Source organism: Bradyrhizobium sp. SZCCHNRI3043 (genome assembly GCF_032377735.1).
In the GTDB taxonomy this organism is placed as follows: domain Bacteria; phylum Pseudomonadota; class Alphaproteobacteria; order Rhizobiales; family Xanthobacteraceae; genus Bradyrhizobium.
Genome location: NZ_JAUHID010000018.1, coordinates 82,065 through 102,091 on the forward strand (window position 1 = coordinate 82,065; position 20,027 = coordinate 102,091).

Sequence of the window (20,027 nt, forward strand, 5' to 3'; positions counted from 1 at the left end):
GTTGGCAGGCTTACCGTTGCGGCGACCGCACCATGGACAGGAAGCGCGACTGCTCGGCCGGATTGTCCCTGAACATGCCGGTGAAGCGGCTGGTGAAGGTGATGGCGCCGTGCTTGGCGACGCCCCGCACCGACATGCAGGTGTGCTCGGCCTCGATCATGACGGCGACGCCGCGCGGCTTCAGCACCTCGTCGATCGCAGCCGCGATCTGGGCGGTGAGATGCTCCTGGGTCTGCAGGCGGCGGGCGAAGATGTCGGTCAGGCGCGCCAGCTTGGACAGACCGACCACCCGCTCGACCGGCGTATAGGCGATATGCGCGCGGCCGTAGAAGGGCATCATGTGATGCTCGCATTGCGACGTGAACTCGATGTCGCGAATCAGCACGAAGTCGTCGTAGCCGGCGGTCTCGCCGAAGGTGCGGTCGAGCACCTCGGCCGGGCACTGGTGATAGCCCTGGTACAGCTCGTCATAGGCCTCGACGACCCGGCGCGGCGTATCGACCAGCCCCTCGCGGGTCGGATCCTCGCCGATGTAATTCAACAGCGTATAGACTGCGGCCTCGGCCTCGGCCCGCGACGGCCTGGCACGGTCGGGCCGCACGGCGGCAGCGAGAAACTCGGCGGGATCGAGCTCTGCAGCGCGAGCGTCAGTCAGCTTGGCGTCTAACGGCTTGCCCTCGGGCTTGTTCGCACGCAACGTCTTGATCAAAGTGTCCATCTCAACTCCGTTCGACCGGTCGGCGGTCCGACCGGAGTGTCACCGGCACAGCATCACCTTGAGGGCGTCACCTGCAGAGGTGCCACACGCAGGCTTGGCGCCTCTCGCGCCGGACGCCTGTGGATGTGGCTGGAATTCCTGCCAATCGTTTCCATATACTCGCAATATAGGGCGATGAAACCCGGCCGCCAAGGCCGCCACGCCGGTAATTCCGGGACGTCAGGCACATGCTGAACGACATCTACAACAAGCGCATCATCGAGCTCGCCGGCAACATTCCGCGGCTCGGACGGCTGGACCACCCGGACGCCACTGCCACCGCCCATTCCAAGCTGTGCGGCTCGACCGTCAAGGTCGACCTCAAGATGGACGGGCCCGTGGTGACCGACTTCGCCCATGACGTGAAGGCCTGCGCCCTCGGCCAGGCCTCCTCTTCGATCATGGCCCGCCACGTCGTCGGTTCCAGCGCCGCGGAGCTGCGCGAGCTGCGGGAGACGGTCCGGAGGATGCTGAAGGAGAACGGTGCGCCGCCGGAGGGCAAATGGGCCGACATTGCCCTGCTTGAGCCGGTGCGAGACTACAAGGCCCGCCACGCCTCCACGATGCTGACGTTCGACGCCGTGGTGGATGCCATCGGCCAGATCGAGGCCAAGACCAACGGCGAGCAGCCGGCCGCGGCTCAGGGCTGAGGCGGCACCGCTTCCCACCCGTGCGTGCAGACTGACAGATCCATAGCCCGCATGAGCGCACCGGCATGCGGGAGCGGTCGTCGGCAAGCTCATGATTGGACGCGGAGGTCCGGCTCGCCCCGGCGACGTCGATGCCTATTGCTGCGGCGTCGTGGCGACCGTCGCTGGCGGCAGAGCCTCGGCGGTACGCGACAGTTGCCCCTTGTCGCGGTCCAGCGCCACGGAGAAGCGGTCCTGCTGCTTGTCCTTGGCCTGCGGCTTCTGTGCGAGCTCGGCGACCGGCACGGCCCCCTTCGGCGGCAGCACCTCGGCAACCAGATCCGTGGTCACGACGTTGGTGAGCCGCAGCTCGGCGCGTGACAGCTCATGCAGGTCCTCCCAGGGCGGCACGTTCAGCGCCAGCGACAGCAGATCGCCCGCTCCGCCCATCTCGAAGGTGTATTTGGCGAGACGCCCGATGTCGCGCTCGACGATCATCAGGTCCTGCGCCGTATAGCTCGCCGCCTTGGCGTCGTCGGCGCGGTCTCCCATCCAGATCTGGTGAACGCGGACATGGGCCGTATCCGGAACATAACGCGTGGTTCCAGCCAGCAGCAGGAACACGCACATCGACTCGCAATAGGCCTCGGGCATGACGCGCGGCCGGTCACCCGCGCGGCTCGGACGCTGGGTCATGCCGACGGTGGTGCGCATCTTCAGCCCACGGAACCGGCGGCCCAAGGTGATGGCGTCGTTGACCGAGCCGCCGCTGGAGTCGAGCACCAGGGTGGCCCCCGTCAGGTCGCGATCCCTCGCGAAATCCTCGAAATCCTTCGGCGTATCGCCGGTGACGATCCCGACCGCACTGACCCAGCCGCAATTCGGCTCGCAGGCGACCCAACCGAACCGCATCGGGAGTTTGCGCTCTTCGAGCGCGCCGCCGGCGCGCGCCGTGTTTGACATGATGGTGATCGCGCTACCGACCACCGCACCAAGCGCTGCAACACCAAGTAGCATCCAGCGCAATTCACGCGACCGTAGCAATCTCACGCGCAATCCGTCCCCCTCGTCAAGCTCGGTACGCAGTTCCTCGGTTTTCTCGCGGAAAGACCTGACAACCTGGCCTCAAATCCGTTATTAGTCTGTCACATCCTTGTCGGGAAACGTATCCGGGCAATCACCGACCGTCCAGCTGCGGCGTGCTGCGGCGCCGCTGAAAACCGGCCATTGTTGCATCACATCACCACAAATGAACGCGAGCCGGGTTCCCTGCCGAGGAACCGGTCAAAAGTTCGCACATCCATCTGGCATCGCGCTCATGAAGCACTCATGCTCTGACATCGGCTGCCATTCTGCGCACATCGGGTCGCTGCTGGCCCGACTCCCGCGGCGCGCTGCTCACGCGCTGATCTGGCTGTACCGCCACACATTGTCGCCGCTGGTCGGCTACAATTGTCGGCACCTGCCGACCTGCTCGGTCTACGCCGATGAGGCCATCGAACGCTTCGGACTCTGGGCGGGCGGGTGGATGACGCTCGCCCGTCTGCTGCGCTGCCAGCCCTTTGGCACCTCGGGCATCGACAACGTCCCAACAACGGCTCCCGCAGGCGCTCACTGGTATCTGCCTTGGCGCTACGCGCGATGGCGCGGCGTCAACGGCCCGGGCTGATGTGCAGCGCAACAGACGTCGCGCTCGTCAATTGATCTGCAGCACATGGCCCTGGCGAAATCTCGGGCTACGATTATCCTTACGTCACGAGCCGGCGCTCCCATCAGGAACCGCGCTGCCTCGACCTGCATTGATGTGATGCTTCCTTCGGGAGGAAAACAACGATGCGCTGGACAATCAGCCCCAGAAGCAACCGTTCCCGCAAGAGCATCGGTCCCGATCAGGCCGGCCACCACGACGCACGCCAGGTGGATCTACTCTGCATCATCGCTTTGTTGATCGTCATTGTCGGTGCCTGGCGCTATCTTGCCGACAGCACCGCCCTGCCCCCGCCGACGACGTCCTACATCGTGCCCAGCCAGAGCGTGCACTGGTGATATTCACCCCCTACCATCTCGGCCAGAAGATGAAATCGTCGCGCCGCGGCGGCGGATAGAGAGGAACCGGCTCCAGCGGCCGCGGCACGCGCCGGGCGCGCGGCGGTGGCTGGTAATCCGTTTCTGCAGGGGCGCTCGCTTCGGCCGAGACCGTCGCGTCGGCCGGAGGCGATCTCACCGCGAGCAGGACATTCGATTCACGCGTGCGCCAACGATAGCCGACCCCGAATTCCAGCGGCTGCGCACGCTCGAACAGCCTCGCATAGCTCCTCTGGTACATGTCCGGGAATTTGTCGATCGGCCCGGCATAGCGCCCGAACGGCAGGAAACGCCAGGCCCGCGCCTCATAGCTCGCGAGCGGGATGCCGGAATCGTCCTGGATGACGGTGGCGCTGTTCTTCAGCAGCCAGCTGCGGACCCGTGCGAAGCCGTTCTCATGCAACAGATAAGACGCGCTCTTCAGGAGACTGTCGCCCGGCCCCAGCGGCTCGCAGAACTTGAACAACCCACTGGCCTTCACGCCGGAATCGGAGAGATCAGCGGAGAAGTAGTAGAGCGTCTTCGCGACCCCGTCGGCGCCGGCAAACAGGATGCGCGCGCCCTTGGTCGCATTGCGCGTCGGCGGCTCGTTGTTTCCGTGCAATCCGCCATTCTCGTCCAACCAGATCAGACTGGCCTCGCGGATCGTCTTGCCGGTGCGCGCCAGGAAGACGTAGAGGATTGGCAAGGTCCCTTCGAGTTCGCCTTCGCGCAAGTCGACCTTCATGTCCTTGGTGATAAAGAAGGAGAAACTCAGGATCGATTGCAACGAGCGTTCGACATAGGACAGCGCCGGGCCGATGCTGCCTCGGGGCAATCTGGTCAGGTCCGGGATCGGGCCGGTCGGCTCGAGCGCCACCAGGACATAGGTCGTTGCCTTCGGATGAAAGGCATCGGCATAGAGAAAATCCGGCCCCGAGAAGAAATAGAACATCGCCGGCCGCGGCGCGGCCAGATTGGCATCCGCCCAGGCCCTGATCTTCGACAATTGTCGCTGCTCGAGCTGATTGAAGGCGTTGTCGAAGAACGCCGCGTGCCGCCGCCATGCCGGATCCTGCACGAAGGGCACGAGCGGCGAGCCCGCCGCTGGCGCCATGCCCGCCAGCACCCGCGCCGTATCGTCCGGCGTGATGGTCTGAGCCCGAACCTCGAAGCTCATGGCAAGGATCAGACATGCGACGGCGAACCAGACTCTCGAGGCCAACAGCATTTCAATCCGAACCCGATGCGAGCGTTGCGGTGATACGGCGCGATCGCGCGTGAGCGAGCCAATAGATCAGCAATCCCGACGCCATTGCGCCTGCGCCGAGCCCTGCCTGCAAGGGCCGCGTCGCGACGAGATAATACATCATGAAGAAGGTCACGCTGAGGAAGATCAACGGCGTGACCGGATAGCCCCAGGCGCGGTAGGGTCGCGTGAGTTCGGGCTGCGCGATGCGCAGCTTGAGCAGTCCGAGCACAGCGAGAAACGAGCAGGACAAGAGCGAGAACTGGACGAGATCCAGCACCGCCTCGAAGCTCTCCGTGAACAGCATCAGGGTGGCCACCGTGAGCTGGAACAGGACGGCGTAGGCCGGCGCCCCGTTGCGCGAGCGCCGCGCGAACACCGACAGCGCCGGAATGTCCTCGCCCATTGTCATCAGCACGCGCGGGCCGATCCACATCATCGCGGCGATGGAAGGAACCAGTCCGATGCAGATCATCGCGGCCACGAAGCGCCCGCCGGTTTCGCCAAAGATATGACTGCCCGCGATGCTTGCGACCTGAAGTTGGCCCGCGAGCGCGTCCATCGGTGCGGCCCGCAGGAAAACCGCGTTGAGCGCAATGTAGAGCACCAGAACGATCACCGTGCCCAACAGCAGCGCGCGCGGCAAGGTCCGCTCCGGCGCATGCAACTCGCCGATGATGTAGGTCGCCGCGTTCCAGCCGGAGAACGCGTACATCACGAACACCAGTCCGGTCGCGAACGCCGCGCTCGTCACGTGACCGACATCGGTCACGGTTGGCAGGAACGTCACCGGTTGCGGGGTGGCGATGGTGTAGCCGGCGATCAGGAAGGCGGTGATGAGCCCGAGCTTCAGCACGGTCGACAACAGCTGGAAACGGCTCGACTGCCTGATGCCGCCGAGTTGCACTGCTGTCACGAGCCAGACAGCGCCGGTGGCGAGCAGCAGCGGCGGAGCGCCCGGGATGACGGCACGACCATATTCTCCGAACGCCATGGCCGCGAGCGCCACCGGCGCCGCGAAGCCCACCGTCGCCGAGACCCACCCGGCCATGAAGCCGATCGCCGGGTGGAACGCCCGCGTGAGAAAATTGTACTCGCCGCTCGAGCGCGGAAACATCGTGCCGAGTTCGGCATAGGACAGTGCCCCGCAGATCGACACCAATCCCCCGACCGCCCACAGCACCAGAATGGAGAAGCCCGACGGGATGTCCCGGACCTGGAAGCCGAGGCTGGTGAAGACGCCGACCCCGATCATGTCGGCGATGACGATAGCAGTCGCGACCGGAAGCGACACGGATGGAACCCGGTCGCCGTCTGTCCGGCCCCGGCCGGGATCGTCCGCCTCGGATGCAGCCATCTCGTCGAAGGACGCCCGGCGCCCCTTCCTCTGCCTCAGCCCAGGTTCCCGCCGAAGCATTCAAACATCGTTAACGGGCGTTAAATATGACCTTCATCAAGGGTATTTATGAACCGATTTCGGACAGGCCGGGCTGCGACATTGCATTGGGCCGCCAGGCGTCCCACAATCGCGACACGTTCGCGTGGTGTGTCCCGGTGCGCCCGGGGTTGGCCGGACACGATCCTTAACGCGACCTCAATTTCGGCGGCGCAGGTGGAACGAAATCCGCTGGTTGAAGAGCCGTGTTGCGGCTCGAACTCGTCTTTGGGGACGGATGATCGGGGAAGACCATAACATCTTGAGGTCTGTGCGCAGAGGTTGGTGCCTCTGGTGGCGCGCGGCTTTGGCGCTGGCGATCTGCCTTTCGTTCACACATTGCGGCAAGGCCCCCAATCCCGAGGCGTTGGCCGCCAACGCGTCGACGGCCCAGGGGCTGACCTTCGACGATCGTTTTCCGGCACCTGAATTCAGCGACCGTTTCCCGTCCGCGCAGGAGAGTTTTCGGCTTCACACGCCCTCCGACTTCGCCCCGAAGCCGGCGCCCTCTCAGATCGCATCGCTGGAGCCGCAGCGGCCGGGACGGCCGCAGCGTGAGGAACTGACGACCCTCATCAGCATGAAGTCGTCGGCCTTTCCCTATTTCGGCAACAATCCGGCGTCCGACGCACCGTTCCTGAACGTCAGCAGCGGTGAGCGCCGCGGCCACCGCAGCTTCTCCGGCCGCGTCTACTGGCAGGACCAGACCTACAACGACAGCCGTGTGCTGGTGCACGTCCCCGAACAATTCGATGTGCGCAAGCCGGGCGTGATCGTCGTGTTCTTCCATGGCAACGGCGCCACGCTGGAGCGCGACGTGCGCGACCGCCAGTTGGTGCCGCAGCAGATCACCGCGGCCGGCGTCAACGCGGTGCTGCTCGCGCCGCAGATGGCCGTCGACGCCGCCGATTCGAGCGCCGGCAAGTTCTGGCAGCCCGGCGGCTTCAAGCGCTTCATGGACGAGGCCGCGGCCAGCCTCGCCCGCCTGACCGGCGATCCGGCAAGCGCGAAGACTTTCGCCGGCATGCCCATCGTAATCGTCGGCTACAGCGGCGGCTTCCTCCCCACGGCATGGAGCCTCGAGGTCGGCGGCATCAGCGACCGCGTGCGCGGCGTCGTGCTGCTCGATGCGGTCTACGGCCAGCTCGACAAGTTCGCCAACTGGATCGAGCGCAGCCGCTCCGGCTTTTTCATCAGCTCCTACACGCGCTATACCGCGCGGCATGATCAGGAACTGATGGCGATGCTGCGCAATCGCGGCATCGAAGTCTCCGAAGACATGGACCGGCCGCTGCGCCCGGGCAGCGTCGTCTTCGTCGAGACCGACGAGGGCATCACCCATCGCGACTACGTCACGCAGGCCTGGACTCGCAACCCGATCAAGGATGTGCTGGTCAAGATGGCGGCCGCCCAGCCGCCGATCCGGATTGCGGCCGGAGCCCAGGACATGTCGAACCGCGTGTCGAGCCGCTGAGAGAGCGGCCGCCGCAACGCCTCAGGACTTCGGCAGCTTCTCGACGAAGCCGTTGAAGCAGGCGAGCCGCTCGTCCTCTTCCTTGGTGAACTTGCAGTCGCCGACCGCCTTGGCCTTCATCGCCTTCGGCTTGGCGGCCGGCGGAATGACGGCGTCGTAGCAGTTCAGGCGCTCCTTGGTTCCGTCATCGATCTCCAGGCAGGCCTGGAGCTTGGCGGCCGCCGATTGCGGCTTGGCCGGCGCGGCGGCGGCGGTCTTCGTCCCCTTCGGCTTGACCTGCACCAGCGGTCGGTCACCGACCATCGGCGCGCTCTGGGCCAGCGCAGGGGTGCACAGCAGCACTGCAGCCAGGCTCAACATCATCTTCTTCATGCCATATCTCTCTCATCCGACCCGTGGGCACGCGAGGACGTCCGTCGATGCTACTCGCCGGCCGTGGCAGAATCCACGCCCCAGCAGCCCCCACGACATCGGCCTTTAATCCGGTCGGGCCGGCTTTGCCAAGCGTCAACCCGCTGCTCAGGCCGGAACCGCGATCCGCGCGCGCTGGCGGCTGGCCAGGATTGCCAGCAACGCCAGGATCAGGAACATCAGTGCGACGTAGCCGGTGGCGCCGAGCAGGTCGCGCGCGAACAGGCTGCCGCCGATCGCGGAGCCGATGGCCTGGCCAATATAGAGCACGGAGGTGTTGAGCGACACCGAAGCCGAGGCGAGCGGCGGCGCGGCTGCCACCAGCCGAACCTGCTGCATCGAATTGGTGGACGCAAACCCCACCCCCCAGATTGCGACCGCCACCGCCATGAGGCCGTAGGTGCCTGCCGCCAGCGTCCAGGCCGACACGCCGGCGAACATCAGGCAGGTGAACAAGAGCGACGTCCGGTAGGCTCCCCAGCCATCGACGATCCGGGTTGCGATGACGACGCCGAGAAAGCCGCAGGCGCCGTAGATCGCGAACACCAGGCCGATCTGGTTGGAGTCGGCGCCAGTCAGGCGCTTCAGCAGCGGTCCCATGAAGGTGAAGATCACGAACTGTCCCGACATCTGCAGGGTCGTGACCAGGAGCAGCAGGACCACCAGGCGGTTGCGGCCGAGTTCGGTCCAGGTCTTCAACGCGACCGGCGCGCCCTTCAGGCCGGATGGCAGGCGCCACGTCAGCAGCACGAAGCTGACCGCGCCGGCCGCACCGACCGCGAGATAGGCGGCTCGCCAACCGGAATGACTGCCGATGAAGGTGATCATGGGCAGCCCCACGGCGGCCGCCAGCGACCAGCCCAGGAAGACATAGGCGATGGTGCTGCCGCGTCTCTCGACCGGGCTGATCAGCGCCGCCGTTCCGGCGGCCTGCGGTGTATAGAGAGCGCCGACCGCGAGCATCACGAGGCGCAGCGCGAGCAGGCTCGCATAATCGGGCGCAAACGCCGAGCCGAGATTGCCGAGCGTGAGCACCAAGAGCGTCGCTGCGAGCAGACGGCGGCGGTCGAAGCGGCTCGTCAGCCAGGCGGTCAAGGGCGAGCAGATGCAGAGCACCACCGCGCCGAAGGTGATCAGGAGCCCCGCCGTCTGAACGCCGACAGCAAGATCCGAGGCGAGCTCCGGCAGCAGGCCGGCGGGCGCGAGCACCGAGCAGCCGGTGACGAGATTGCCGAGCATGAGCGCGGTCGGCGCAAAGCGCCCGGGAGCGGATGTGGATGTCATCGCGCCTCAATAGCAGAGAATTCCATGCATTTGCATGAAAATGTCTCATGCCGTCCATGACTTTCTCTCGTCCTGCCTCCTTCGTCCATTCTCGTCAGCGCGCGGGGGCGGACTGCGCCGCCGAGGCCTGCGGCGAGGGAATCTGCGTCCACGGAACCGGCGTACTCGTCGGACGGGCGATGGCCTTGGACGGCGGGCAGCTGTCGATCAGCATCTTCAGGGCAGATTGCAGGCCTTCGCTGCTCACCGGAAATGTCGAGACATTGCGACGCGCGACATTCAACAGGGAATCGCTCAGCTCGGCCGACGGCATCAACGACAGCGTTTTCACCTGGCTTGCATTCAGGAACACGCCCCAGGTCTCGCGATCGCCCGACCGCCGCGGCGGCGAGAGGAAATTGAGCCGCATATCTCCGCTCGCCATCGCCAGCGGACCCGGCGGCGAGCCGGCCGGCGCGATGCGCTCGACGTCGAGCTCGAAGCGGTCCTGATCGAAGCAGACCATCTGCAAGCGCGTGGTCTGGAACGTGCTCTCACCGTCCCTACGTGCGAGAATGGTCTTGTAGGCAATCCCTCGGCTGGCGGTCTCGAACATCCAGGGGCTTTCCACCCGCTGCCGCCTGTCGAGCGCAAACCGCGCGATCTCCTCCCGCGTCAGGATGCGCATGCTCTCGAACGGGACAGACCGCGCCACCGTCAGCAGACCGGGATCCGCGCCGAGCTTGGTGATGTAGTCGAGCACCATCTTGTCGGCCCGAGCCATCGCCTGCTGCATCGCCTGCGCCCGCATCTCGCGGGTCGGCACGCCGCCCGTGAAGTTCAGGATGACGCGCGGAGAATGCACCGCGAGCGTCGCATCCGCTGCGATGTCACGTGTGGACGCGCCGAGCAGCAGGTAGGGACAGGCCGAATTGCACGTCGCCCCCCGCGTCCAGACCTCGCCATGCAGCTCGCGTCCGGACAGCTTCAGCTTGCTACAAGCTTCGCCCTCCTGAGGCTCGAAGCCGCACTCGCGCAAGGTGGTACGTCCCACCCGCACGGCGGCCTTGCGCTCGCGCAGCATGTCGCCGATGGCGAGCGCCTGCTGCAGATTGCCGCCTGGAGAATTGAAGTAGATCGGCAATCTGCGCTCGCCGATCTGCTTCATGAACTTGCGGAAGCGCGCGGCGGCGCCGCCGTCGATCTTGCCTTCGGCGGCGATCCAGCTGTCACAGCCATGTCCACAGGCGTCCGAGGAGCCCTTGACGAGCGCGAACGCAATCGGCGCCGAGCCATCTGCGATCCGCGGCGACGGGGCGCGGCGCGCGGCCGGCCTGGACTCCGTTGCAGGTCTGGCCGGGGGCCTTGGCTGCGCCGCCGGCTTCGGCTGCAAAGCCTTTTGCTGCGAAAGAGGTCTCGGCTGGACCATGGATCTGGACTGGTCCGCGGGCCTTGTTGCCGCCGGAACGGCCGCGAGCGACGACAGGCTCGACAGCACGCACATGATCAGTGCGGCCCCAACATGAATGCCGCCGCGCCGACAAACGGAGAGCGGCGCCTCCCCTGCAGACTCCATCGCCAAACGCGTCCCCACGCCCCGAACACTTGAAGTTGTATCATACCGGCCCGCGGCAGCAATCTCCGCATCGCCGCACCGGCCGCAATTGGGCGGTTTTCCCGTCCCTCTCCCGGTTGCAGCCTGAAAATCCCCTGCTATACCCCTTGCTCCCGCTTACCTGCGCTCGTTCGCAGGAGTGAGCTCAAGGAGTGACCCATGTCCGATCCGAAATCGCCTGATTCCAAGTCCGACCAGCAAAAGTCCAATTTCCAATACAGCCTCAGCAACCTGAAGCCCGCCACCCCGGTCGAGAAGATCACCATCAGCTTCCCAGACGGCGCCCGGCGTGAATATCCCAGGGGCACCACCGGTCTCGACATTGCCAAGGGCATCTCGCCCTCGCTCGCCAAGCGCACCGTCGCGATGGCGCTGAACGGCGACCTCGTCGACCTCGACGATCCCATCAACGAGGACGCCAAGCTCGAGCTCGTCGACCGCGACGACCCGCGCGCGCTGGAATTGATCCGGCACGATTGCGCGCACGTGCTCGCCGAGGCCGTGCAATCGCTGTGGCCGGGCACCCAGGTCACGATCGGTCCGGTGATCGAGAACGGCTTCTATTACGACTTCTTCCGCAACGAGCCGTTCACGCCCGAAGACTTCGCCGCGATCGAAAAGAAGATGCGCGAGATCATCGGCCGCGACAAACCCTTCACCAAGGAGGTGTGGGACCGCGAGAAGACCAAGCAGGTGTTCCGCGACAAGGGCGAGGCGTTCAAGGTCGAGCTGGTCGACGCCATTCCGGGCAACGAGCCGATCAAGATCTACTACCAGGGCGACTGGTTCGACCTGTGTCGTGGTCCGCACATGACCTCGACGGGGAAGATCGGCAACGCCTTCAAATTGATGAAGGTGGCGGGCGCGTATTGGCGCGGCGATTCCAACAACCCGATGCTGACCCGCATCTACGGCACCGCCTTCGCCAAGCAGGAGCAGCTCGACGCCTACCTCAAGCAGATCGAGGAGGCCGAGAAGCGCGACCACCGCAAGCTCGGCCGCGAGCTCGACCTGTTTCATTTCCAGGAGGAAGGTCCGGGCGTCGTGTTCTGGCATCCCAAAGGCTGGAGCATCTTCCAGGCGCTGATCGCCTATATGCGCCGGCGTCTCGCCGGCGAGTATGACGAGGTCAACGCGCCGCAGATCCTCGACAAGTCGCTGTGGGAGACCTCCGGTCACTGGAACTGGTATCGCGAGAACATGTTCGCAGCGCAGTCCGCCGGCGACGAGGCCGAGGACAAGCGCTGGTTCGCGCTCAAGCCGATGAACTGCCCGGGTCACGTGCAGATCTTCAAGCACGGCCTGAAGAGCTACCGCGACCTGCCGCTGCGGCTCGCCGAGTTCGGCGTCGTGCATCGCTACGAGGCCTCCGGCGCCATGCACGGCCTGATGCGCGTGCGCGGTTTCACCCAGGACGATGCGCATGTGTTCTGCACCGAGGACCAGCTCGCGGACGAGTGCCTGAAGATCAACGACCTGATCCTGTCGACCTACTCGGACTTCGGCTTCGAGGGCGAATTGACGGTCAAGCTCTCGACCCGGCCGGACAAGCGCGTCGGCACCGACGAGATGTGGGATCACGCCGAGCGCGTGATGGCCACCGTGCTGAACGAGATCAAGGCGCAGAGCAACCACATCCGCACCGAGATCAATCCGGGCGAAGGCGCGTTCTACGGGCCGAAGTTCGAGTATGTGCTGCGCGATGCCATCGGCCGCGACTGGCAGTGCGGCACCACGCAGGTCGACTTCAACCTGCCGGAGCGGTTCGGCGCGTTCTACATCGACGCCGACGGCGCCAAGAAGGCGCCGGTCATGGTCCACCGCGCCATCTGCGGCTCGATGGAGCGCTTCATCGGCATCCTGATCGAGCACTATGCCGGCAGCTTCCCGCTGTGGCTGGCGCCGACGCAGGTGGTCGTCACCACCATCACCTCGGAAGGCGACGAATACGCCAAGCAGGTGCTGGCGGCGTTGCGGCGTGCGGGTCTGCGGGCCGAGATCGACCTGCGCAACGAGAAGATCAACTACAAGGTCCGCGAGCACTCGCTGCAGAAGATCCCTGCCCTGCTCGTCGTCGGCAAGAAGGAGGCCGAGACGCATTCCGTCTCCGTCCGCCGGCTCGGGCGCGACGGCCAGACCGTGATGCCTTCCGCGGAAGCGATCGCCGCTTTGGTCGACGAGGCGACGCCGCCGGACATGCGGCGCCGTCAGCGCGAGGCGGCGTGAGCTGTCCCGGTTCGTAGCAGCGACATGCGGGAACAGTTTCCCCGGGTGTCGCTTGCGCTCACCCGGGCTACGGGCGCTGCTATGCCGATAGGCTGGCCACGGCATCCGTCGCACTCCCATCCCGGCCCGCCGCCTGCCGCGCCACCTCGGCGCATTCGGCCATGTAGAGGAACATCGTCGCGAGCATCCGCTCGATCGCCTCGCGTCCCCTTGGCAGGATGGTGATGGCCTCGGTGCCGCGGACGAGCAGGCCCTTCTCCTCCGCATCCCGCAGCAAGGTCAGCACGTGCTTGCGCGACACCGAAAAGCGCGTCGCCAGTCCATTGATGGAGAGCGGCACGGGACCAGCGGGCGGGAACGGCTGGTCCGGCCCGCCCCCTTGGGCCAGGCTGAACAGGATCACCATGCCAGCGGTGCGCTCGGCAAACGGCTCCAGCTCCGGCGCGCCATCGAGCACCCGCACGCCCGCGATGAAGCGGCGGCCAAGCTCGAGCACGAAGGTCTTCACGAAGGCCGGATCGTTCAGCGCCGCCCGATAAGCCACGGCGGCCGGCAGCACCGCGCTCATCGCGTCGAACTGCACGCCCCACCGCTCGCGATGCAGCGCGATGAGCTTGTCGGTCGGCACCAGCGGACGCCGGCGTCGGTCGAGATTGGAGGCGGACGCGACCAGCCCGGCCGCGCGCATCAGCGCCAGCATCGCCTCGCAGCGGCCGCGGCTGCACAGGCCGAGCCTGACGCACATCTCCTTCATGGCGCCGACGGTGAGGCCGAGCTCGCCATCGCGCTGCTCGGCGAAGTGCAGGTACAGCGCGACATGTGGAAACAGCGCCCGTGCCCGGTCGCTCAGCAGCGCATTGAGGATGCGGTCGCCCCGGTAGAGCCTGACGGCAGCCTCGGTCGACGCCCGCATCGCCACGGCGAAACCCGGCTCGCGGCGCAGCCGCACGACGGCATCAACTGAAGGTGTCAGCGCTGTCATTCCCACCGCAAGTCTGCTGCCCCGGCCGGCCGCGAGCTGCGGTCTCCAGCGTCATCTTTTTACCGATCCACCCAAATTTCCACAATTGCCACGGCCGAGGCTGGCGGCGGACCGATGGCCGCAGCCAACCAGGCCGGGGCCGGCGTGTGAGGCGAAAGATTGCAGGATTCACGTCACGGCTGCACGGCAGCTTGAGCAGAGCGCGCGCCGCCTGCGGCTGCGGCAACACGCGGTAGAACCGATCAAAACGCCGTTCCGTGGTCTCGTTGCAGGCGAAGGCGCATGCTATCTGTCCCGCGTGCAACCAACGAGACATCACGACGTGACCGATGCGATTGAACTGCTGAAGACCCGCCGCTCCGTGAAGCCGCGCGAGATGAGCGGCCCCGGCCCCTCGCCCGCCGAGCTCGACACCATCCTGACCATCGGCGCCCGCGTGCCCGACCATGGCAAACTCGCGCCGTGGCGCTTCATCGTGTTCGAGGGCGACGGCCGCCGCCGCGCCGGTGAGGTCATCGCGTCCGTCTTCGCCAAGAACAACCCGCAGGCCAGCGCGGCCGAGCTTGAGGTCGAGAAGAACCGCCTGATGGAGGCGCCGCTGGTGATCGGCCTCGTCAGCTTCACCCGGCCGCATCCCAAGGTGCCGGCCTATGAGCAGGAGCTCTCCGCCGGCGCCAGCGCGATGAACATCCTGACCGCCGCCACCGCGCTCGGCTATGGCGGCTGCTGGCTGTCCGGCTGGTTCATGTTCGATCGCGATGTGATGAACGGGCTCGGCCTGAAGCCGGAGGAGAAGCTCGCCGGGCTCATTCATATCGGCAAGCCGACCAAGCCGAACGAAGACCGCCCGCGGCCGGCGCTGGCGGAGATCGTGACGCGGTTCTGACAACGAAGCCCGCAGTCCGTAGCCCGCATGAGCGAAGCGACATGCGGGGACGGTGTTCCCGGGGCCGCTCCGCTCGCCCGGGCTACGCACTGCGCACTCGTCAACCATCACGCTGCCTTCGACGACCGCGCGCCGAATTGCGCCAGCAACCCCGCGATCTCCGATGCCGGCTTTGCGGCGCTGAACAGAAAGCCCTGGACCTGGTTGCAGCCTTCGGCGCGCAGCCAGTCGAGCTGATCCGATGTCTCGACGCCCTCGGCGGTGGTGATGATGTTGAGGCTCTTGCCGAGGCCGGAGATGGCCCGGACGATGGCGAGGCAGTCGGAGCGCTGCGCGAGGTCCTTCACGAAGGAGCGGTCGATCTTGATCTTGTCGAACGGGAAGCTGCGCAGATAGCTCAGGCTGGAATAGCCGGTGCCGAAATCGTCCATCGAGATGCGGATGCCGAGCTGGCGCAGCTGATGCAGCGTCGCCAGATTGGCCTCGGTCTCCGCGAGCAGGATCGACTCGGTGATCTCCAGCTCGAGCCGCTCCGGCGCCAGCGCCGACTGCGCCAGCGCCTGGACCACGACCTGCACCAGGTTGCGGCTGCGGAACTGCACGGCGGAGAGGTTCACCGCCACCTTGATGCCATCGGGCCATCGTGCCGCCTCGTGGCAGGCCTCGCGCAGCACCCATTCGCCGAGCGGCACGATCAGGCCAATGTCCTCAGCCACAGGGATGAAGTCGGCCGGCGAGATCATGCCCTTGTCGGGATGACGCCAGCGCAGCAGGCATTCGAAGGCAGAGATGGCGTTGGTCGCGACATCGACCAGCGGCTGGTAGTGCAGCTCGAACTCGCCATGCGCGAAGGCGCGGCGCAGATCGTGCTCCATGTCGCGCCGCTTCTGCGCCTGGCGGTCCATCTCCTTTTCGAAGAAGCGATGCACGCGGCCGCCGTCCTGCTTGGCGCGATACAGCGCCATGTCGGCGTTCTTCATCAGCTCCTCGCAGCTCGCGCCGTCGCCCGGCGACAGCGCGATGCCGATGGAGGCGCCGATCACGAGCTCATTGCCGTCGATGTCATAGGGCGCGCCGAGCGCCGCGATCAGGCGGGCGGCGCACTCGCTTGCGTCGCTGGCGCTGCTCTGGTTGATGATCACCGCGAACTCGTCGCCGCCGAGCCGCGCCGCCAGCTTGCCGCCATGCATCTGCTGCGTCAGGCGGCCGGCGACCGCCTGCAGCAGCCGGTCGCCCATCGGATGACCGAAGGAGTCGTTGACGGTCTTGAACAGGTCGAGGTCGATGCACATCACCGCGATGCGCCGGTCGGCCGCGCCGGCGCCGTCGAGCTCCTGCGTGAGGCGCTGCTGGAAGAACTCGCGGTTCGGCAGGCCGGTCAGCCCGTCATGGTGCGCCATGTAGGCGATGCGCGCCTCGGCGCGACGGCGCTCGGTGATATCGACGATCGCGACCAGCACGCCGTCGCGGCCATCGAAGGTGATCTCTCGGCCATAGGTCAGCACCTCGATCTCGCTGCCATCGGCCTTGCGATGGCGCCAGTCGCGATGAAACAGGTCACCGTCGGCAAGCCGCAACAGCGCGTCATCCAGGCTTTCCCATTCGCCCGGCGGCCAGAGATCCCAGACGTTCATGCAAAGGAGGTCCGCCCGGCCGTAGCCGTAGTGGCCGACCATCGCATCGTTGACATTGAGGATCTGCGCGGTCTTCGCGTCGAGAATGCACATCGGCACCGGATTGGCGTCGAACAGCAGCCGGAACGACGCCTCGCGCCGCTTCAGCGCGGTCACGTCGGCAATGGTCAATGAGATGATGTCGCCAAAGGCGTGGGCGCCGAGCCTGAGACTGCGGGCTTCGCTGTCGAGCTCGAACTGGTCGCTTCGCCCCTGCGTGACGACATCGAACAGCCGCGCCATCACCTCGGGCGTGCACAGCATGTTGCCGCCCTGCTTCAGGCGATGCCATTGCAGCGTCGCCGATGGCAGCCTGAGCAGCTCGGCCGCCGCGCGATTGTGATGGACGACCTGAAAATCGCAGGGCATGCCGACGCTGTCGCGGATGGTTGCGAGCGAGACCACGCCGTCATCCGTCGTCGAGAAGATCGCATCGAGCAGATTATATTGCGCGTCGCGCTCGTTGACATAGGTCCCGACCAGCGTGCTGCCCCACCGCGAGTTGGTCGGCAGCGCCAGGACGTCATAGCTGCGAACCATGCCGTCGCGCACGCAATGCGCATGGGCGAGATAGGGCTGGCCGCTGGCGAGCGCGCAGTTGGCGGCCTCCACCAGCACGGTGGCGCAATCCGGCGACACGGCCTCGACCGCGACGCCCGAGCGTTCGTCCTGCAACCATTGTTGGACATAGCGGCCGCTGCGCGAAATCTGCAGGCCGCCGTCCCGATTGTTGAGCACCGCGATATGATCGGCGAGACGGCCGAGGCTGCCCAGCATGACGTCCTCGTAGCGCGGCAGGCGCTGGCCGGGCTTCAACGCGGCCTGCCATTTGCGCCTGAGCACCGGGATGTCGTCAAACAGATCGCTGCTGATCGTCGTCAACGCCTTGGTCGTCGCGGCACTCATCATTCCCACTCAATCGCCACCCTGTCGGTCCCGGCGGTATCTGAAGCAGACGCGGCTTTAACGAGCTGTAAATGCATTGGCTTCGCGCGTGGCGCGCAGCGATTGTGACAGTTTTAAGTGGTTCCATGGTTATCGCGCATTAGCGACTGTGACAGCATCGCTTCACGTTCGTCGCCTATGTCGCAACGGCGAGGTCGATACCGATACGGCATAGATGCGGATGTGAACCTGCGATCTCGCGACAATCTCTGCCCGAGTTTTGCTGATCGAACCGCCCTCTTCGAACAGAGGGCGCAGGGAGAGCCGGACCTCGACTGAGGTCCGTGGCCCGCCTGCGAAAAAAATGCAGGCGGCAGGTACCACGGGTCAGCCGGAAACCCGGCCCTCCCTGCGCGATGGCTGAACGGCTGCTTCGCGTTCTCCCTGGTGCGCCGGGCTTTCTGGCCACCATCCCCCGCACGACGCGCGAGCATCGCTGTGAGGTTGATATCAGCATCGGGATATCAGGACCGCGCGACTTGACCGTGCGCAGCGAATTGTTCGTCGGCGCGAGAGACTCGCGCTGCAATCCACCACGCCCACCGCTCCCCGCCTCGCGTCTCGTGACGACCGCGATACGCCCCTCATCTCGAGGCGGGATGCGCGGAAAGATCGACCTGATTTGCCCGACGACACAAGAACTAATAACTGCGACAAAGTAACCCGACGGGCAGATGTGGCACGACTTAGCGAGTCGTGTCGCGCACCACTGCTTCGACAATCACCGCTGTCGTCCCGGCCTTGAGCCGGGACCCATAGTCACCGGCCGCGGTGATGCGGGCCACTGACAGCGACGTCCCCCGATAGCATCCGCGGTATGGGTCCCGGCGTTCGCCGGGACGACACCCGTGGTCAGGCGCGCTCCTGCCAAAAACGCTGTTCTTGCATCACTCCTCCTCCAGACGGATGCCTGCGTCGCTCAGCGCCTGCATGATCCGCTCGATGTCCTCGGGTTCGACTGTGTTACCCGGGCAAAGTGCGTTCAGCTCGTCGAACGTGATCCAGCCCTTGCGCTCGCCGATCTCGATGGCCTGGCGGATGATGTGGCATATCTGCATGCGGCTCTCCCAGAGATTGGCTCTCATAGATAGCGGGGAGAGTCGGTGTCCTTCTGCGGGGCCATTTCACGTGCGAGCCGCTTACCGCGCGAGCACCTCGACCTCGCCGTCGACGCCGTTGACGACGCTGAAGGAGCGCTCGAACACCTTGCCTTCGTTCTTGGCGATGGCGCGGTAGTCGCCTTCGGACAGCACGACCTTGGGGAAGGCGCCGATCGATTCCTTGATCACGTCGCCGCCAGGGTTGATGACCGACCAGGCCGTGTTGGCGAGCGCCTCGCCGCCCTTGTCGGAGACGAGCTTCAAGGTGATGACCGCAGCGCGATGCGTCACCGTGACATCGGTGAGCTTGCCGGCCTGGACGCGGATGTCGGAGCGCACCACCGAGTTGGCGTCGCCATAGTTGGAGACGATGTAGTAGGTCCCCTCCGGCAGCATCAGCATGTCGCCGGCGGCGACGTTCGGCACCAGCGGCGCCCGCTCGCGGCCGTCGAACTGGCTGCCCTTGTAGATGGCAAACGAGATCTGGTTCTGCGGGATCTTGCTGGTGCCGACCCTGCCCTCGAGACGCAGGCCCCCGGCCGGCAGCACGAAGGATTCGCGATCGGTCTCCGGCTTCAGGTTCACGGACCTGACCGCGCTGACGAGGCCGAGCGCGACATGAACGACATAGGTACCGGGCGGCAGCACGATGTTCGGCGTTGCGCCGCGATCCTCGCGCAGCATCTTGAAGGCGCCGGATTCGTCCGGCCGGTCGGCGAACACGCGCCAGACCAGCCCGCCATTGATGTTCGGCAGGTCCTTGCCGAACCGCGCCGACAGCGACAGCACGCCCTGATTGGGGGCTGCGGCCGGCGGAGCGGCAACCGGGGGGATCGCAGCCGGCGCGCCGGGTGGAATCGCGGCGACCGGCGGTCCCGGCACCGCCTGGGGTGCCGGCGCCGGAATGGGGCCGGAGGGTGGTGCCAGGCTGACCGCTGCCCCGGGATCGGGCACCGAGGCCGGCGGAACCGGCGGCGGCCTGTCGCTGAACAGTTGCGCTGCGGCCGGCGACATTGGGAGTCCGGTCAGCGGGCACGACAAGGCGAGCACAAGCCATAGCCGCCCGCTGCGCCGGAATCTGGTGAACCCGCGACCTGTCGTCATCGTCCTGCTTTTGACCGAAAACGCGGCAAATTCAAGCCTCTACTCAACTGTCCCCGAGGAACCGCATGAGCGGCGCGCGACTTGGTCGCATTCTCCGGCGGTGAGCGGCCGGAGCGCGCAGTTCCGTCCAGGAGAGCGTTCACATCAGCGGCATCCGATGCTTCCGTCGACCCGGCATAAAGGATGCTTCTGGTAGGCTGGTGCTAGGCTGTCA

Annotated in this window: 17 protein-coding genes; 6 read left to right on the top strand and 11 right to left on the bottom strand. The window is 65.9% G+C overall.

Annotated elements, in window-relative coordinates; genetic code table 11:
• Nucleotides 1–10 precede the first annotated feature (10 nt).
• Nucleotides 11–718 carry a GTP cyclohydrolase I FolE gene (folE, locus tag QX124_RS26560; protein WP_315737519.1) on the bottom strand — a complete coding sequence of 236 codons (708 nt, stop codon included), beginning with the start codon at nucleotides 716–718 and terminating at the stop codon, nucleotides 11–13.
• 227 nt (nucleotides 719–945) lie between these two features.
• Between folE and QX124_RS26565 the strand changes: the two genes are divergently transcribed.
• A complete protein-coding gene (locus tag QX124_RS26565; protein WP_315798710.1) occupies nucleotides 946–1,407 on the top strand; it encodes an iron-sulfur cluster assembly scaffold protein in 462 nt (153 codons plus the stop codon).
• Nucleotides 1,408–1,542: 135 nt separating this feature from the next.
• Here QX124_RS26565 and QX124_RS26570 read toward each other — a convergent pair whose 3' ends face one another.
• Nucleotides 1,543–2,442, bottom strand: a complete 900-nt coding sequence (locus QX124_RS26570; RefSeq protein ID WP_315780744.1) for a hypothetical protein — start codon at nucleotides 2,440–2,442, stop codon at nucleotides 1,543–1,545.
• Between the two features lie 262 nt (nucleotides 2,443–2,704).
• On the opposite strand from QX124_RS26570, the gene yidD reads away from it, so the two are divergent.
• Both yidD and QX124_RS26580 read left to right on the top strand, forming a co-directional pair.
• Nucleotides 2,705–3,055 (top strand): membrane protein insertion efficiency factor YidD, encoded by a 351-nt coding sequence (gene yidD / locus QX124_RS26575; RefSeq protein WP_315780742.1) that lies wholly within the window; start codon nucleotides 2,705–2,707, stop codon nucleotides 3,053–3,055.
• Nucleotides 3,056–3,219: 164 nt separating this feature from the next.
• On the top strand, nucleotides 3,220–3,432 hold the full coding sequence (locus QX124_RS26580; protein ID WP_315737515.1) for a hypothetical protein: 213 nt from the start codon (nucleotides 3,220–3,222) through the stop codon (nucleotides 3,430–3,432).
• 10 nt (nucleotides 3,433–3,442) lie between these two features.
• Here QX124_RS26580 and QX124_RS26585 read toward each other — a convergent pair whose 3' ends face one another.
• Both QX124_RS26585 and QX124_RS26590 read right to left on the bottom strand, forming a co-directional pair.
• The gene (locus QX124_RS26585; protein WP_409997753.1) at nucleotides 3,443–4,681 is read right to left on the bottom strand and encodes a hypothetical protein; all 1,239 of its coding nucleotides are present in this window, start codon (nucleotides 4,679–4,681) and stop codon (nucleotides 3,443–3,445) included.
• Nucleotide 4,682: 1 nt separating this feature from the next.
• Entirely contained in the window at nucleotides 4,683–6,056 is a 1,374-nt protein-coding gene (locus tag QX124_RS26590; RefSeq protein ID WP_315776787.1) for an APC family permease, read from the bottom strand.
• Nucleotides 6,057–6,372: 316 nt separating this feature from the next.
• On the opposite strand from QX124_RS26590, the gene QX124_RS26595 reads away from it, so the two are divergent.
• Nucleotides 6,373–7,608, top strand: a complete 1,236-nt coding sequence (locus QX124_RS26595) for an alpha/beta hydrolase (RefSeq protein WP_409997754.1) — start codon at nucleotides 6,373–6,375, stop codon at nucleotides 7,606–7,608.
• A 21-nt stretch (nucleotides 7,609–7,629) separates the two neighbouring features.
• Here the strand turns inward: QX124_RS26595 and QX124_RS26600 are convergent, their stop codons facing one another.
• The 3 genes from QX124_RS26600 to QX124_RS26610 all read right to left on the bottom strand — a co-directional run bounded on the left by QX124_RS26600 (nucleotide 7,630) and on the right by QX124_RS26610 (nucleotide 10,675).
• Nucleotides 7,630–7,980 carry a hypothetical protein gene (locus QX124_RS26600; RefSeq protein WP_315737513.1) on the bottom strand — a complete coding sequence of 117 codons (351 nt, stop codon included), beginning with the start codon at nucleotides 7,978–7,980 and terminating at the stop codon, nucleotides 7,630–7,632.
• Between the two features lie 147 nt (nucleotides 7,981–8,127).
• The gene (locus QX124_RS26605) at nucleotides 8,128–9,303 is read right to left on the bottom strand and encodes an MFS transporter (RefSeq protein WP_315798712.1); all 1,176 of its coding nucleotides are present in this window, start codon (nucleotides 9,301–9,303) and stop codon (nucleotides 8,128–8,130) included.
• 94 nt (nucleotides 9,304–9,397) lie between these two features.
• Nucleotides 9,398–10,675 carry a hypothetical protein gene (locus tag QX124_RS26610; RefSeq protein WP_315798713.1) on the bottom strand — a complete coding sequence of 426 codons (1,278 nt, stop codon included), beginning with the start codon at nucleotides 10,673–10,675 and terminating at the stop codon, nucleotides 9,398–9,400.
• Nucleotides 10,676–11,056: 381 nt separating this feature from the next.
• Between QX124_RS26610 and thrS the strand changes: the two genes are divergently transcribed.
• Nucleotides 11,057–13,123: a threonine--tRNA ligase gene (thrS, locus tag QX124_RS26615; protein WP_315798714.1), complete on the top strand. Its 2,067-nt coding sequence runs from the start codon at nucleotides 11,057–11,059 to the stop codon at nucleotides 13,121–13,123.
• A gap of 79 nt (nucleotides 13,124–13,202) precedes the next feature.
• Here thrS and QX124_RS26620 read toward each other — a convergent pair whose 3' ends face one another.
• Nucleotides 13,203–14,105: a hypothetical protein gene (locus QX124_RS26620; RefSeq protein WP_315798715.1), complete on the bottom strand. Its 903-nt coding sequence runs from the start codon at nucleotides 14,103–14,105 to the stop codon at nucleotides 13,203–13,205.
• Nucleotides 14,106–14,427: 322 nt separating this feature from the next.
• Here QX124_RS26620 and QX124_RS26625 point away from each other — a divergent pair, with 322 nt between their 5' ends.
• Nucleotides 14,428–14,991, top strand: a complete 564-nt coding sequence (locus tag QX124_RS26625) for a nitroreductase (protein WP_315737508.1) — start codon at nucleotides 14,428–14,430, stop codon at nucleotides 14,989–14,991.
• 107 nt (nucleotides 14,992–15,098) lie between these two features.
• Here QX124_RS26625 and QX124_RS26630 read toward each other — a convergent pair whose 3' ends face one another.
• The 3 genes from QX124_RS26630 to QX124_RS26640 all read right to left on the bottom strand — a co-directional run bounded on the left by QX124_RS26630 (nucleotide 15,099) and on the right by QX124_RS26640 (nucleotide 19,813).
• Complete coding sequence (locus QX124_RS26630; protein ID WP_315798716.1) at nucleotides 15,099–17,570, bottom strand: putative bifunctional diguanylate cyclase/phosphodiesterase; 2,472 nt, start codon at nucleotides 17,568–17,570, stop codon at nucleotides 15,099–15,101.
• 926 nt (nucleotides 17,571–18,496) lie between these two features.
• Nucleotides 18,497–18,667: an RNA polymerase sigma factor region1.1 domain-containing protein gene (locus tag QX124_RS26635; protein WP_315737506.1), complete on the bottom strand. Its 171-nt coding sequence runs from the start codon at nucleotides 18,665–18,667 to the stop codon at nucleotides 18,497–18,499.
• Nucleotides 18,668–18,748: 81 nt separating this feature from the next.
• A complete protein-coding gene (locus QX124_RS26640; RefSeq protein ID WP_315798717.1) occupies nucleotides 18,749–19,813 on the bottom strand; it encodes a hypothetical protein in 1,065 nt (354 codons plus the stop codon).
• Between the last annotated feature and the right edge of the window lie 214 nt (nucleotides 19,814–20,027).